General features: G+C 24.8%; 12 protein-coding genes, 1 tRNA gene and 1 pseudogene. 6 read left to right on the top strand and 8 right to left on the bottom strand.

From position 1 onward, the window contains the following. Positions 1-13: 13 nt before the first annotated feature. Entirely contained in the window at positions 14-2,569 is a 2,556-nt protein-coding gene (locus tag ACH5BH_RS00705; RefSeq protein ID WP_423297124.1) for a putative bifunctional diguanylate cyclase/phosphodiesterase, read from the top strand. Between the two features lie 4 nt (positions 2,570-2,573). On the opposite strand, the gene ACH5BH_RS00700 is transcribed toward ACH5BH_RS00705, so the two are convergent. From ACH5BH_RS00700 to ACH5BH_RS00685, 4 genes are all read right to left on the bottom strand, one after another. Further along, positions 2,574-3,281, bottom strand: coding sequence for a ZIP family metal transporter (locus tag ACH5BH_RS00700; protein ID WP_423297123.1), 708 nt, complete (start codon positions 3,279-3,281; stop codon positions 2,574-2,576). A gap of 62 nt (positions 3,282-3,343) precedes the next feature. Further along, positions 3,344-4,582, bottom strand: coding sequence for an L-lactate MFS transporter (locus tag ACH5BH_RS00695; RefSeq protein WP_423297122.1), 1,239 nt, complete (start codon positions 4,580-4,582; stop codon positions 3,344-3,346). A gap of 84 nt (positions 4,583-4,666) precedes the next feature. After that, positions 4,667-5,575 carry a class I SAM-dependent methyltransferase gene (locus ACH5BH_RS00690; protein ID WP_423297121.1) on the bottom strand — a complete coding sequence of 303 codons (909 nt, stop codon included), beginning with the start codon at positions 5,573-5,575 and terminating at the stop codon, positions 4,667-4,669. Between the two features lie 8 nt (positions 5,576-5,583). Next, positions 5,584-6,099, bottom strand: a complete 516-nt coding sequence (locus ACH5BH_RS00685) for a GreA/GreB family elongation factor (RefSeq protein ID WP_404304405.1) — start codon at positions 6,097-6,099, stop codon at positions 5,584-5,586. Between the two features lie 108 nt (positions 6,100-6,207). Between ACH5BH_RS00685 and ACH5BH_RS00680 the strand changes: the two genes are divergently transcribed. The 3 genes from ACH5BH_RS00680 to ACH5BH_RS00670 all read left to right on the top strand — a co-directional run bounded on the left by ACH5BH_RS00680 (position 6,208) and on the right by ACH5BH_RS00670 (position 9,639). Next, positions 6,208-8,550: a diguanylate cyclase gene (locus tag ACH5BH_RS00680; protein ID WP_423297120.1), complete on the top strand. Its 2,343-nt coding sequence runs from the start codon at positions 6,208-6,210 to the stop codon at positions 8,548-8,550. 81 nt (positions 8,551-8,631) lie between these two features. After that, positions 8,632-9,333 (top strand): DNA/RNA nuclease SfsA, encoded by a 702-nt coding sequence (gene sfsA, locus ACH5BH_RS00675; RefSeq protein ID WP_404304409.1) that lies wholly within the window; start codon positions 8,632-8,634, stop codon positions 9,331-9,333. 111 nt (positions 9,334-9,444) lie between these two features. Next, complete coding sequence (locus tag ACH5BH_RS00670) at positions 9,445-9,639, top strand: YgaP family membrane protein (RefSeq protein ID WP_404304410.1); 195 nt, start codon at positions 9,445-9,447, stop codon at positions 9,637-9,639. Between the two features lie 36 nt (positions 9,640-9,675). Here the strand turns inward: ACH5BH_RS00670 and ACH5BH_RS00665 are convergent, their stop codons facing one another. Next, positions 9,676-9,963: a hypothetical protein gene (locus ACH5BH_RS00665; RefSeq protein WP_404304412.1), complete on the bottom strand. Its 288-nt coding sequence runs from the start codon at positions 9,961-9,963 to the stop codon at positions 9,676-9,678. A 113-nt stretch (positions 9,964-10,076) separates the two neighbouring features. On the opposite strand from ACH5BH_RS00665, the gene ACH5BH_RS00660 reads away from it, so the two are divergent. Beyond that, complete coding sequence (locus ACH5BH_RS00660; RefSeq protein ID WP_423297119.1) at positions 10,077-11,135, top strand: CNNM domain-containing protein; 1,059 nt, start codon at positions 10,077-10,079, stop codon at positions 11,133-11,135. Here the strand turns inward: ACH5BH_RS00660 and ACH5BH_RS00655 are convergent. Together ACH5BH_RS00655 and ACH5BH_RS00650 are read right to left on the bottom strand one after the other, a co-directional pair. Then, positions 11,132-12,655, bottom strand: coding sequence for a sensor histidine kinase (locus tag ACH5BH_RS00655; RefSeq protein ID WP_423297118.1), 1,524 nt, complete (start codon positions 12,653-12,655; stop codon positions 11,132-11,134). The two genes, ACH5BH_RS00660 and ACH5BH_RS00655, sit on opposite strands and share 4 nt — an antisense overlap. A 342-nt stretch (positions 12,656-12,997) precedes the next feature. Next, positions 12,998-13,074: transfer RNA gene (locus tag ACH5BH_RS00650), tRNA-Met, on the bottom strand. Positions 13,075-13,175: 101 nt separating this feature from the next. Here ACH5BH_RS00650 and ACH5BH_RS00645 point away from each other — a divergent pair. Further along, positions 13,176-13,475: pseudogene (locus ACH5BH_RS00645) on the top strand (peptidylprolyl isomerase); the annotation flags it as partial. Between the two features lie 23 nt (positions 13,476-13,498). Here the strand turns inward: ACH5BH_RS00645 and ACH5BH_RS00640 are convergent. Further along, complete coding sequence (locus ACH5BH_RS00640) at positions 13,499-13,933, bottom strand: DUF2214 family protein (protein WP_423297117.1); 435 nt, start codon at positions 13,931-13,933, stop codon at positions 13,499-13,501. Positions 13,934-13,935 lie beyond the last annotated feature (2 nt).

The following is a 13,935-nucleotide window of genomic DNA, read 5'->3' as shown; positions in this document are numbered from 1 at the left end:
AAGAAGGCTTTTCATGCAAAAAACTTTCAAAAACTATATTTTTTCAAATAAAATAATTTTAGTTTCAATTATCTTCATATTATGTTTTATTTTTAGTACTTACTTACACACTACTCTTACAAAAAAAGAAGCTTTAAAACATTCTGATACCATATCAAATCAAGTTTTTTCTTCAATGTATCAAATTATGAGAAAAGGTTGGAGTAGAGAAGATTTAAATCTTTTTACAAAATCATTGGAAGAAAATTTTAAAAATAGTAATTATGATATTAATATTTATAGATCAAAAAGTGTTGAAGAATTATTTGGAAAAATAAAAGAAAATCCAAAAGATGAAACTCTAAAAAATGTATTATTAGGGAAACACTCTGAAATAAAATCTTTTGAAAATAATATTGTTCGAAATATTATGCCACTAAAAGCAAATCAAGAATGTATGAAATGTCATACTAATGTAAAAGAAGGAGATACCCTAGGTATAGTTGAAGTAAACCAAGATTTAAACACAATTTTTAATGAATCAAAGTTTCAATATATTATATTTTTCTTAATTATAATTCCAATTTTTTATATCTCTGCATTTGTTTCTTCAAGATATACAACAAAGAAAATAACTAAAAGTTTATCTTTATTTAGACAAAAAGTAGAAAGCATAAACTCTATCGATGATTTCAAAAAATTTGATTCAAAGAATATTGACCTTTATTTCAAAGAATTTAATGACATTATTATAAATGTAGACGATATGGCAGAAAAATTAAAAAATGTAGCTGTAGACAAAGAACTTTTAGAATTTGAAATAAAACTTCTTGATAAGTTTATTATTACCTCGGATGTTGTAAAAGATTGGAGAGAATATATAAGTGACTTACTTTTAGAAATAAATAAAATTATGGAAACTTACACTTTAATGACAATGTTTAGAGTAGGAGATGATCAATTTGAAGTTGATATCTTTTGGCTAGCAATTCCCCAAGAAGATGTAAAAATAGTTTTTGAAGAGTATGTAGAAAATATGCTTAAAAACTCTGAGTATTTTAGAGGAATGAGTGATTTTAAAATCAAACACTTAGTTGCAAATAGACATGAGAAATTAGTAAATTTAGAAAAAGAAGATATTGAATATAGATCAAAGTCACTTTTTTTAGAAAGTCCAAGAATTGGTGGAATAGTAGGAATTGGTCTACAATCTGTTTTAGCTACTGATCCAGTAAGATATATAGTTGTTGATTCAATTTTAACAACTATGGCAAACTTAGTAGGCTCTGTAAAAGCTATTCATAAATATACACAAGACTTAGAATACTATGCTGCAAGAGATCCACTTACTGATTTATTTAATCAAAGAGTCTTTAATGATATGATGACTTATGAAGTTAAAAGAGCAAATAGACATGAATACTCTTTTGCATTAATGATAATCGACTGTGATAACTTCAAACATATAAATGACAATTATGGACATAGCTTTGGTGATAAATTTTTACAAGCAATAGCAGATATACTAGAAACTCATAAAAGAGATGAAGATATCGTAGCTAGATATGGAGGAGATGAATTTACAATTATTCTTCCTGAATGTGATAGTAATGGAGCACATATAGTTGCTAGTAGAATTTCAAAAGAGATTAACAATACAAAACTAGAAGCCCCAAATGGAAATAAAATTAGTTTAACTATTTCTATTGGTATTTGTGTTTACCCTACTCATACAACATCTCAATCAGAAATGTTTATTATAGCTGATCACATGATGTATCAAGCAAAAGAAGAAGGTAAGAACCTTGTTAAACTTCCTACACAAGAGGATATTACTTATGTTTTAAAACAAAACCAAGAAAAATCTTCATTACTTATAAATGCTATTGAAAATAATGAAATTTATCCTTATTTTCAACCAATTAAACCAAGTCCATCAAATAAAGATGATTTGATAATCCATGAGTTACTTATGAGAATTAAACATAAAGATAAAATTATTTCTGCATTTGAATTTATAGAGATAGCAGAAGCTAGAGGATTAATAAATAAAATGGATTTAATTGTAATTGAAAAAGCTTTTGAACAAATAAATAAAACAAACTATAAAGGCTTACTTTTTATAAATCTATCTCCTAAATCACTTATTGTTGGAGATTTTATTGATAAAATAAACAATCTTGTAAATGAATATCAAATTAACAAGGACTTAATTGTTTTTGAAATAACAGAAAGAGAAACAGTAAAAAACTTTTCTCTTCTTGAAAGATTTGTAAAAAACCTTAAAGCAGAAGGTTATAAATTTGCTATTGATGATTTTGGCTCTGGTTTTTCATCGTTTCATTATATTAAAAAATTTCCTATTGATTATTTAAAAATAGATGGAGATTTTATTATAAATATAAATAAAGATAATAAAGATAAAGCTTTTGTAAATAGTATATCTACTTTAGCACAAGAGTTAAAAGTAAAAACTATTGCTGAATATGTAGAAAATGAAGATATTGTAAAAACCTTAGATTTATTAAATATTGATTATTGTCAAGGTTATCATACAGGAAGACCTTCACTAAACTTTCAAGAAAAATGAAGCACTAAACTAGTGCTTCACTTAACATACCTACGATAAACCCAAGATTTACTCCCATAGCTAAAAAACGGCTATTCTTCACTCTAATTGAGGGAGCTATATCTTGAAAAATCAAATACAATATTCCACCAGCTGCAAAAATCATTAAACCTGATGTTATTTCAGAAGTATCTTTTAAAAAATAAAAACCTAATAAAGAAAAAATAACTCCTATAAAACTTAGACAAAAAAGAATTATCAAAGATTTATATTTTGAAAAATGAGAATTTCTTAACTCAATATAAGAGTTGAAAGCTTCAGGGAAATTTTGAAAAGAGATAAAAACTGCTAGTAATATCCCAATATTATGATCATAAACAAAAAGAGCACCTAAAGCAATTGATTCGGGAATAAAATCTAAAAGCATTGCTAAAATTTGAGAAATATTAGCACTATTTTTTTTAATAAAAGTATCAAGATAATAAAAAATAAAAGCTCCAATTAAAAAAAGAATAACACTTGAAATAATATTTAAATTCTCCATTCCTTTGGGAATTAATACAAAAGAGACTGCTGATAACATTATTCCCGTAACAAAAGCTGTTAAAAAATGTACTACTTTTCTTTTTAATGCCCTATTTTCTATGGTTCTTTCAAAATAAAAAGAACTTAAACCTCCTAAAAAAACAGTGATTCCAGCAATAAATGAAAAAAAGATAACTTCAAAAAGCATAACCTACCCTAAAATATAATTTTTTGATTATATCATAGGGTCTGTTTAAAAGAAATAATAAATTAATTTTTCTTTTTTTGAATTGATTTAATATTAATTAACATTAATATTGAAATAATAAACGCAATTACAAAGAAGCCAGCAAAAACATAAAGTGTTTGAGAATATGAACCAGTAGAGTCTTTAACAAGTGAAATAATTAAAGGGCCTACTAAACCTGCTGCTGCCCAGGCAGTTAATATATACCCATGAATAGCACCCAACTCTTTTGTTCCAAAAATATCTCCAATATATGCAGGAATTGAAGCAAAACCACCACCATAACAGCTCATTATAAAATAAATCACTACTTGGAAAATAATAATTTCACTAATTGAAGGTAGTACATAAAATGCAATTGCTTGAGTTAAAAAGAAAATTATATAAACAACAGGTCTTGTTAAATAATCAGATAAAGAAGCCCATACAATTCTTCCAGCCCCATTAAAAATACCCATAAGTCCAACAGCAGCAGCGGCTGCAATTGCTGATACTCCAATCACTTCTTGAAGTAAAGGTGAAGCAACACCAATTAAAGCAATTCCACAAGTTACATTTATAAATAACATAAGCCATAAACCATAAAATCTAGGTGTTTTAATAGCTTCATTTAAAGATAAAGAAGCTAAATCTTCTTTTAATTTCTTTTTACCTTCTTTTAGCTTTTTCTTAAACTTTTTAGGAAGATAATTATCTTCGGGCTTTTCTAAATAAAGTGCTGATACAAACATAACAACAAAGTAAATAGCTCCCAAAATAAAAAATGTTCCAGATATACCTACTTTTTCAATCAAAATCTTTATAGTTGGGCCCCAAATAGCAGAAGCAAAACCAAAGCCCATTATTGCTAAGCCTGTAGCCATTCCTCTTTTATCTGGAAACCATTTCACTAAAGTTGATACAGGTGAGATATACCCTATTCCTAATCCACATCCACCTAAAACTCCATAAAAAAAGTATAAAAGCATTTTTGATTCCATCAAAATAGCTAAACCTGAACCAGCTGTTCCTAGACCAAAAAGTGATGCTGCAATAATTGCAGAAACCCTAGGACCATTTTTTTCAACAAACTTCCCCATAAGTGCCGCTGATAATCCTAAAAAGAAAATTGCAATACTAAATGCAATTGTAACATCAGTTAATGTCCAAGACATTTGCGTTTGAATTGGATTTACATACACACTCCAAGCATATACAGAACCAATACAAATATGTACACCTACAGCACTAAGTGCCATAAGCCAACGATTTTTTTCAACCATAACTCTTCTTTCTTATAAAATGTAAGTGAATTTTATAAAAAGATTGTATAAGAGTATATTAATTAAAAAGTTTACAAAATGAAATTACTTTTTAAAAACTAAATTCTTTAAACTTCTTTCTTCATCACTACAAGGGAAAGTCTCTAAGTTACTCAATCTTTTAACATATTGAAAATTAGGTGCATTTTTTGAAAAAATATCTTTTAAAAATTGAACAGTAAGTTCTGGAGCATTTAAACAAGCTAAAACTATACATTCATCACTTGCTAATTCATCAAGTTTTTTTATAATTTTTTCATAATCTTTTGTTGCTGCAAAACTTCCTTTTTGAAAACTTGGTGGATCGATTATGATAATATCATAAGGGCCTTGTTTTTTTATCCTATTCCAAGATTTTAAAATATTATAAGGCATAAATTCAATATTTTCTGTACTTAAATTATTTATATGATGATTTTTTCTTCCTTGCGTTAAAGCACCTTTAGACATATCTACATTAACTACTTTTGAAGCCTTAGCATTAGAAGCTACCACTGAAAAAGCACAAGTATAAGAAAATAAATTTAAAACTTTTTTTTCTTTCGCAATAGAAGCTATAAACTCACGGCCTTTTTTCATATCGAAAAATAATCCTGAATTTTTATTTTTAAAATTAAGTGAATACTTTAAATTATTTTCAATAGCAAAATATTCATCTACAATTTCCCCTTCTAAAACTTCTACCTCGGTATTATTTAAAAATCTTTTTTGTAAAAGTAACAGTTCAAAATCATACTCTTGATAAACTTCTAAAAATAGTTTTTTTAAGTTTTCTTCTAAACCTTCTGGAATATTTTCAAACAAACTTATATATAAAACTTTATGTATTGAATCAATAGTTAAAAAGCTATATGCTTCATAAAAATTCCCTCTTCCATGAAAAATTCTTTTTACTTCATCTGTTTTATCTTTTAAATTGTTCTTTATTATTAGTTTTAATTCATCTATATTCATTTTCTACCTTAAAGTAAATTTGCCATTTTTATATCTAAAATTTCATATTCAAAACATTTAGAGTTAATATTCAATTCAATTTCGTCATTTTTATGCTTTCCAAAAAGGGTTTTTCCTAAAGGAGCTTTAATAGATATTTTATTTTCACTTGGGTTTGTTTCATAAGTACCTACTATAGTAAATTCTTTTATTTCATCTGTATTTAAATCAAGTAACTTTACAGATGAACCAAAATTTACTTTTTCATGATTTAAAGTTGTAATATCAATAACTTCTGAATTATTAATAATTTTATCTAAAAATCTTAGCCTTTTATCTGTATTTCTAATTTGCTCTTTTGCACTAATATACTCTGCATTTTCACTTCTATCACCATGTTGGGCTGCAATTTGTTTTTGCTTTACCCAATAAGGCTTTTCTTTTTCCAAAAGATGTTTAAACTCTTGTACAATTTTTTCATATCCTACTGAACTAATTAATTCTTTTTTCATTTGAGTATTATATTTAATTTTTTCAAAAATCATATAAAACTTGTAAATAGTATACTTTTATGTTAAAATAATTTAAGTTCATGGTTTTATAAGTAATATAATATATTTAATTTTACGAGTAATAAATAAAAGGTAAATACTATGAATCCTACAATCTTAAAATTAGTAATACTTTTATTATTAATAAGCAATCTTCATAGTCATACTAATAATTCTCATAAAAATAATGAAATAATATTACAATTACAATGGAAAAATCAGTTTCAATTTGCAGGATATTATATAGCAAAAGAAAAAGGTTTTTATAAAGATTTAAACATTAATGTAAAAATCAAAGAAAAAACTTATGGACAAGAAATTGTAGATGAAGTAATCAATAAAAAAGCTCATTTTGCAATAGGAAGATCTTCTTTAGTTTTAGACAGAGCAAAAAATAAAAAGATTGTTTTGTTAGCTTCAATTTTACAATCCTCTCCACAAATTTTATTAACTTTAAAAAAATCAAATATTAATAAAATTGAAGATTTCAAAAATAAAAGAATTATGATTACAGGTAATGCTAAAAATGATATTGTTTTAAAAAGTATGTTCTTTTCTAAAAAAATAAATGATAAAGATATGATTATTCAAAGACATACATTTAATTTATCAGATTTGATTTATGGGAATACAGATATCATAGTTGCATATATATCAAATGAACCTTTTATTTTAAAAAACAAATACAATTTAGAAAGTAAAATCTTTGATCCTAAAAAATATGGTTTTGACTTCTATGAAGATATTTTATTTACTCATGAAGACTTAGTAAATAGCAATCCAACACTAGTAAAAAACTTCAAAAATGCTTCCTTAAAAGGCTGGAAGTATGCTTTTAATAATATTGAAGAAACTGTAGATATTATTTATAAAAAATATAATACTCAAAATAAATCAAAAGAAGCACTTTTTTATGAAGCAAAAGAATTAAAAAAACTTGCATATTATAAAACTGACACTTTAGGTAAAATTGACCAGAAAAAAGTAGAAAAGATTTATGATTTTTATAAACTTATGGGGGAAACTACACATCCAATTAATTATGAAAATTTCATTTTTAAAAACTATAAATTAAAACTAACACAAAAAGAAATAGTATATTTAAAAAGAAAAAAAGAGTTATTATTATGTATTGATCCAAACTGGCTCCCTTTTGAAAAGTTCGATGAAAATAAAAACTATATAGGTCTAACAAAAGAGTATTACGATTTATTTTCAAAAAAACTAAATATACCAATTAAACCTGTATCTACAAATTCTTGGAGACAAACCCTAGAATTTATGAAAAAAAGAAAATGTGATATTCTATCTTTAGCAATGAGTACAGAAGAGAGAAAAAAATATTTAGATTTTACTAGTAATTATATTACCGTACCTTTAGTTTTAGCAACAAAGATAAATGTACCTTTTATTGATGATTTAAACTATTTAAAAAATAAAAAAATAGCAATTATTGAAGATTATGCTTTTTTTGAAACTTTTAAAGAAAATTATAAAAATATTGAATTTGTAAGTGTTAAAAATATAGAAGAAGGTTTAAAAAAAGTAGCAAAAGAAGAAATATTTGGTTTTATTAGTAGTATTGCTGACATTAGTTATGAAATTAGAAACAACTATATTAATGAACTAAAAATCACTGCAAAATTTGATGAAAAATTAGAAATGGCTATAGGCCTTAGAAATGATGAAAAACTATTAAAAAATATTTTTCAAAAACTATTAAATACTTTACCAAAAGAGTTCGAAAAAAATACTCAAAATAAATATTTTTCTACTAAAGTTGAACAATTCAAGGATTATACTCTATTTTGGCAAACTACAATTTTCTTTTTATTCATTATTACAATAATTTTATATTGGAGTTATAAGCTAAAATTAGAAAAAAATAAAAATGAAAAGATTATGAAAGAGCTAAAATTCACACAAAATGAATTAAAAATAAAAAATAAAAGATTGAAATTTTTAGCAAGAGTTGATAAGTTAACAAATGTTTTTAATAGAACTAAATTAGATGAAGTTATAGAAAAAGAAATAAATAGAGCAAAAAGATTTAATAGAACTTTTTCTGTGATACTTATAGATATTGATGACTTTAAATCTATAAATGACAATTATGGACATTTAATAGGAGATAAAGTTTTAGTTGAATTAGCAAATATTTTAAAACAATATTCAAGAAATGTTGATACAGTAGGAAGATGGGGAGGAGAAGAGTTTTTAATCATCTGTCCCGAAACCCATAAACAAGGGGTAATTGAACATGCTAAATATTTACAAAAACAGATCAATATGTATAAATTCAATGATGTCCAAAAACTTACTGTAAGTATTGGTTTATCCACATACGATATTAAAGACGATATGGATTCTTTAGTAAAAAGAGCTGATGATGCTTTATATAAAGTTAAGAACAATGGAAAAAACAATATTACTTTTCAAGACTAATTTGAGTTAATTTTATCGAATATTTTAAGATAAAAAAAGTTAAGTTTAGTATTATTAGAAAACTAAATTTAAAGGTAAATAATGAAATTTGAAAAGTTATATAAAGGTAAATTAAAAAAAAGATATAAAAGATTTTTAGCTGATATTATTTTAGAAACAGGTGAAGAAATAACTGCACATGTACCTAATAGTGGTGCAATGACTTCATGTATAGAAGAAAACTGTGCAGTTTGGGTAACTTATCATGATAATCCCAAAAGAAAACTCAAATATACATTAGAATTAACAAAAATCAATGAAAACCTTATATGCACAAATACAGGAGTAGCCAATAAAATAGCAATTGAAGCTATTAAAAATGATGTAATAAAAGAGCTTAAAGGGTATGAATTTTTAAAACCTGAACAAAAATATGGTCAAAATAGTAGAATTGATATTCTTTTAGAAAATGAAAATGATGAAAAAAAATGTTATGTTGAAATTAAAAGTGTTAGTTTAAGAATAGATAACACATTGGCCTTCCCTGATGCTGTAACAACAAGAGGAACAAAACACTTAAATGAGTTAATTGAAATGGTAAATCAAGGACATAGAGCTGTTATGCTTTATATAATACAAAGAACTGATAACTTAGGTTTTGAAATCGCCAAACAAATTGATCCAAAATATTTTGAAGCTTTTGAAATTGCTAGACAAAAAGGAGTTGAAATATTAGTTTATCAATCAAATATAAATCTAAATGAAATTTATGTAGAAAAAAAAGTGGACTTCAAAACCCTATAAAAGTATAATATAAAAAATTCTTATTTTAAATATAATTATAATTAATTCTTATTAAAATAAACATAAGTTAAATAAGTTATAATTATAATATAAAAATAAGAAGGATTTATAATGAATATATTTGATAAAATTAGAGCTTTTTGTAGACCATTTAGAATAATTATAGGATTAATTCTTATTGCAGTAGGTTTTTTTACAGGTATTGCATGGTTTTATTTAGGTGTTATTCCATTAATTGCAGGACTAGCAGACTTCTGTCCTTTATGTATGTTTACTAAAAAGTGTACACCAAAAAATTTAAATTAAGTACAGACATAAAAAAAGGTTAGCAAAAGCTAACCTTTAATTCAATTCAACTCCACAGTTTTGACAGTTTTTCCTAAACCAACCTCGTCCAGGATATTTCCCACACTTAGGACACTTCCAAAGGAAAAATACAAAAGCTAAATAAATCACAAATCCAGCAATAGAAGCATTTAACCAAGTATCCTTTGGTATACCAAACATTTCAGTCTTTTCTTTTACCGTTAAAATAAGACTAGGAGTAAATAATATAAAAAATAGTGCTGCTGTTATTTTTGCATTTCTAATAACTTTAGCAAACTCTTTTTTTACTTCTTGATCCTTCATCTATAACCTTTTTAAAAATTTGATTATTGTATCATTTTTTATATTTTTTTTATCAAAATATACTTAAAAAATGATAGAATTATGAAAATTTTAAATTAAAGGCTAACTATAAAATGTTAATGTTGATTTACTTCCTAATAGCAGTAGGAATATCTTTTATATGTTCAATTCTTGAAGCAGTTCTATTATCGATTACCCAAGCACATATTGAGATTATTAAAAGCAAAAATTCATCTCTTGGTAAATTAATGCAACATCAAAAAGAAAATATTGACTTATCAATTGCTGCTATCTTAACTCTAAATACATTCGCACACACTTTAGGAGCAGCAGGAGTAGGAGCTGAGGCAGTAAAACTATTTGGTGAAGAGTATATGTTTTATATATCAGCTATTTTAACCTTACTTATTTTAGTATTTTCAGAAATTATTCCTAAAACCTTAGGTGCTTATTATTGGAGTTCTTTAAGTGGTATTTGTAGTAGAATTATAAAAATATTAGTAATTCTAACTTATCCTCTTTTAATTATTATGAATAAAATGACTAATTTTTTAACACCAAAAGAGAAAATAAGTAAAATTACAAAAGAAGAAATAAACGCAGCTGCAAATATTGCACAAGAACATGGAATAATTAAAGATAAAGATAGTGATATTATTGAAAACTTATTAAATTTAGAAGATGTAAAAGTTAAAGATATTCATACTCCAAGAAGTGTTATGGTTGCTTTTGATGAATATGAAGTTATAAATAGTTTTCAAAAGGATCAAAAAAATCTTGACTTTACAAAATTAAAAGAGTATTCAAGAATTCCCATTTATTCTTCAAACATTGATAATATAGTAGGAATGATTTTTTCAAAAGAGTATTTTCATGAGTATGTTGAAAACAATATGAAAGATAAAAGTAAAATCATCAAACCAATCTTCAAAGTAAATGAAAATATTCCAATTTCTAAACTTTTAGATTTATTTTTATCAAGAAAAGAACAACTATTTTTAGTTGTAGACAATTATGGCCAAACAGAAGGTTTAGTTACATTAGAAGATGCTATTGAAACCCTGTTGGGAATTGAAATTGTTGATGAACATGATAAAAATATTGATATGAGACAAGTTGCAAAAACTAGAATGAAACTTATAAGAAACAACATCTTAAAAAAGAAGGGTTAACAACTCTTCTTTGGTAAAACAATCTTAAAAATAGCACCTTCTTTACCATTCATTGCTATTAGTTCTCCCTCAAAATGTTTTTCTACTATATTTTTACACATATAAAGTCCTAAACCTGTACCTTTAGATTTATGTTTTGTAGTAAAATAAGGATCAAAAACCTTTGGAAGATTCTCTTCTGAAATTCCTCTTGCATTATCTTCTATAATTATTTCTATAGTCTTTATTGTTTCTAATAATTCTATTTTTACATATCTTTTTGTTTTAATTTCTCTTTGAACTATTGCATCTTTTGCATTATTTAATATATTGATTAATACTTGTGTTAATTCTTGTCCTAGAATAAATATCTTAATATCTGAACTATAATCAATATTATTTATAAGTTCTATGTGATTATTTTTTAAACTTGCAGCTACAATCATTATACTCTCATCTATTCTAGTTTGGAGAACTTCCTCTTTTTTTTCTTTTTTCTCCTTAATAAAATCTCTAAAAGTATCGATTGTTTGAGATAAATATTTTGTACTTGAAACAATAGTTGTCATTCCTTTTGAAATATCTTCTTCTTTGAGCATATTTAATTCACTATTTAACTTAATACCACTAGCAACTGTAGATATTGTACTTAAAGGCTGTCTCCATTGATGAGCAATATTTCCTAACATCTCACCCATTTGAGCCATTTTTGACTGTTCTAATAATTGTTTGTCTTTTTGTACTATTTTTTCAAAGTTTGCTTTCTCTAAAATTCTTTTTTGCTTTTGCTGATATATTATAAAAAAAGCTAGTCCTATTAATATAATAGATAAAGTTTTTATTAACATATAGTTTTTATTTAAGACATTAAGCTCATGCCCTTGACTTATTACTGCCACAAAAGCTAATTGTTTATTTGTTATTGCATCAAAAATAGGAATTGTAGTAATTATCACATCATCCCTATTTAAAAACATTGATTTAACGTTTTTATCATTTGCTTGTTTATATATTAATATTGAAGTATTTAAAGAAGGTTTAATCTCTGAAATAGACTTTTTAGCTATTCTTTGAATTTCATTTAAAATATTTTTATTATGAATAAAACCCTTTTGATGTGATTTTGTATATTCTTGATTATTTTTCAAGAAATTTATAGGTAATACTTTATTATTTATAATTACATTACATAAAACATCATGATTTTTCATCATTGAAGAACTTATAAATTGTTCAGAAAAAGTGATATCTATTAGACCAATATACTCTTTTTTATCAAATATAGGATAAACAAAACTAAAACCTATTGTATTAGCAGAAAAAGTATAAGAATGAAGCATTGTTCTTCTTTTTCTTACCTCTTTATATAATTCAGGTTTTTCATTAAAATTTGAAATATTAGAACTTCTATCAGATACATTAAGAAAAAAATTATTTTTTGAAGAGTAGAATTTTATATTTTTTATATGTTTATCTTTTAGATATTTTAATCTAAAAAAAGTTTTTTTAAAAATTTCTTTTTTAATTTCTTCTTGTTTCAAAACTGATTTATTATTAAAATTTCGTATTTTATTTTTAATATCAGTAATTTGTAAAATACCTGTATAAACTACCTGTGATAACTGAATTTTTTGATTATATATATTATTATATGCTTTAGAATATAAGGAAGTAATATCATATAAATATCTTTTGTTATTACTTGATTCTTTATAACTAATAATTGAAAAACTTATTGTTGATAAAATTATAAAAGATATTAGATAGTTAGCTTTTAAAGACTGAATATTAGTTTTAATAATACTTCCTTAAATTATAGTTTGGAAATATTATAACATTATTTTTAAACTTTGATAGTAATTTTTTAATTATTTTGTTTTTTTTGGTTGCGGGAACAGGATTTGAACCTGTGACCTTCGGGTTATGAGCCCGACGAGCTACCTAGCTGCTCTATCCCGCGTCTTGTTTTGCGTGATGGGATTGTAGCTGTTTAAACTTAAAGGAATATCAAGAAAGACTATTTTATCAACTAATTTGTGATATTATTCCAAATTCGTAAAAAAAGGATTGAGATTGTCAAAAGCAAGTGCAAGACACATACTATTAAATAGTGAAAAACTAGCAAAAAAATTAAAAAAAGAAATAATAGCAAAAGATATCACATTTGAAAAAGCAGCAAAAAAGTTTTCAAAATGTCCATCAGGAAAAAGAGGTGGAAACCTAGGAACATTTTCAAAAGGTGAAATGGTAAAAGAATTTGATAATGTGATTTTTACAAAAGATACACAAATAAATAGAATCCAAGGCCCTATCAAAACTCAATTTGGGTTTCACCTAATAGAAGTTTTAGCTAAATATTAAAAAAAGGGAAACATTCCCTTCTTTTAGTTATATCCATTTCCAGTTGCTACTAATACAGCTAAAATAGGTATTAAAATTAAAAATAATAATTGTACTCTTTGAAACATAATTATTTTTTTAGGAATTACTACTATTTCATCTGTTGTATTTTTATTTTTAAGATAATATAGTGTAGGTACTATTGAAAATAAAGCCATAAAAATAAACATTGTAAGCTTTACATGAAAAAGTGGATTTGAACTATAGAAACTTGCTTCTTTACCAACTCCTAACCATAATAAAAGTCCAGTGATTAATACAACCAAAGCACTTAAACCATAAAAAATATCTGTTCTACAGGCATTTTTAAAGTTTGCATTTGTAACATCACCTCTTAAAAGTAAATGTTGATAAGTTAAAGTACCACTTAAAAATATAATTCCAATAAAATGAAAATATCTAACAATTAAATCTTCCAATA

This window comes from Arcobacter rhizosphaerae (assembly GCF_049472155.1).
Taxonomy (GTDB): domain Bacteria; phylum Campylobacterota; class Campylobacteria; order Campylobacterales; family Arcobacteraceae; genus Arcobacter_B.
The sequence above is the reverse complement of the archived record's forward strand: the minus strand, read 5'-3'. Positions and strand labels throughout refer to the sequence as shown.

Coding starts and splice junctions, on each gene's coding strand:
- ACH5BH_RS00705 (WP_423297124.1), top strand. CDS start 14: ATGCAAAAAACTTTCAAAAACTATATTTTTTCAAATAAAATAATTTTA.
- ACH5BH_RS00700 (WP_423297123.1), bottom strand. CDS start 3,281: ATGCTTTTTGAAGTTATCTTTTTTTCATTTATTGCTGGAATCACTGTT.
- ACH5BH_RS00695 (WP_423297122.1), bottom strand. CDS start 4,582: ATGGTTGAAAAAAATCGTTGGCTTATGGCACTTAGTGCTGTAGGTGTA.
- ACH5BH_RS00690 (WP_423297121.1), bottom strand. CDS start 5,575: ATGAATATAGATGAATTAAAACTAATAATAAAGAACAATTTAAAAGAT.
- ACH5BH_RS00685 (WP_404304405.1), bottom strand. CDS start 6,099: ATGATTTTTGAAAAAATTAAATATAATACTCAAATGAAAAAAGAATTA.
- ACH5BH_RS00680 (WP_423297120.1), top strand. CDS start 6,208: ATGAATCCTACAATCTTAAAATTAGTAATACTTTTATTATTAATAAGC.
- sfsA (WP_404304409.1), top strand. CDS start 8,632: ATGAAATTTGAAAAGTTATATAAAGGTAAATTAAAAAAAAGATATAAA.
- ACH5BH_RS00670 (WP_404304410.1), top strand. CDS start 9,445: ATGAATATATTTGATAAAATTAGAGCTTTTTGTAGACCATTTAGAATA.
- ACH5BH_RS00665 (WP_404304412.1), bottom strand. CDS start 9,963: ATGAAGGATCAAGAAGTAAAAAAAGAGTTTGCTAAAGTTATTAGAAAT.
- ACH5BH_RS00660 (WP_423297119.1), top strand. CDS start 10,077: ATGTTAATGTTGATTTACTTCCTAATAGCAGTAGGAATATCTTTTATA.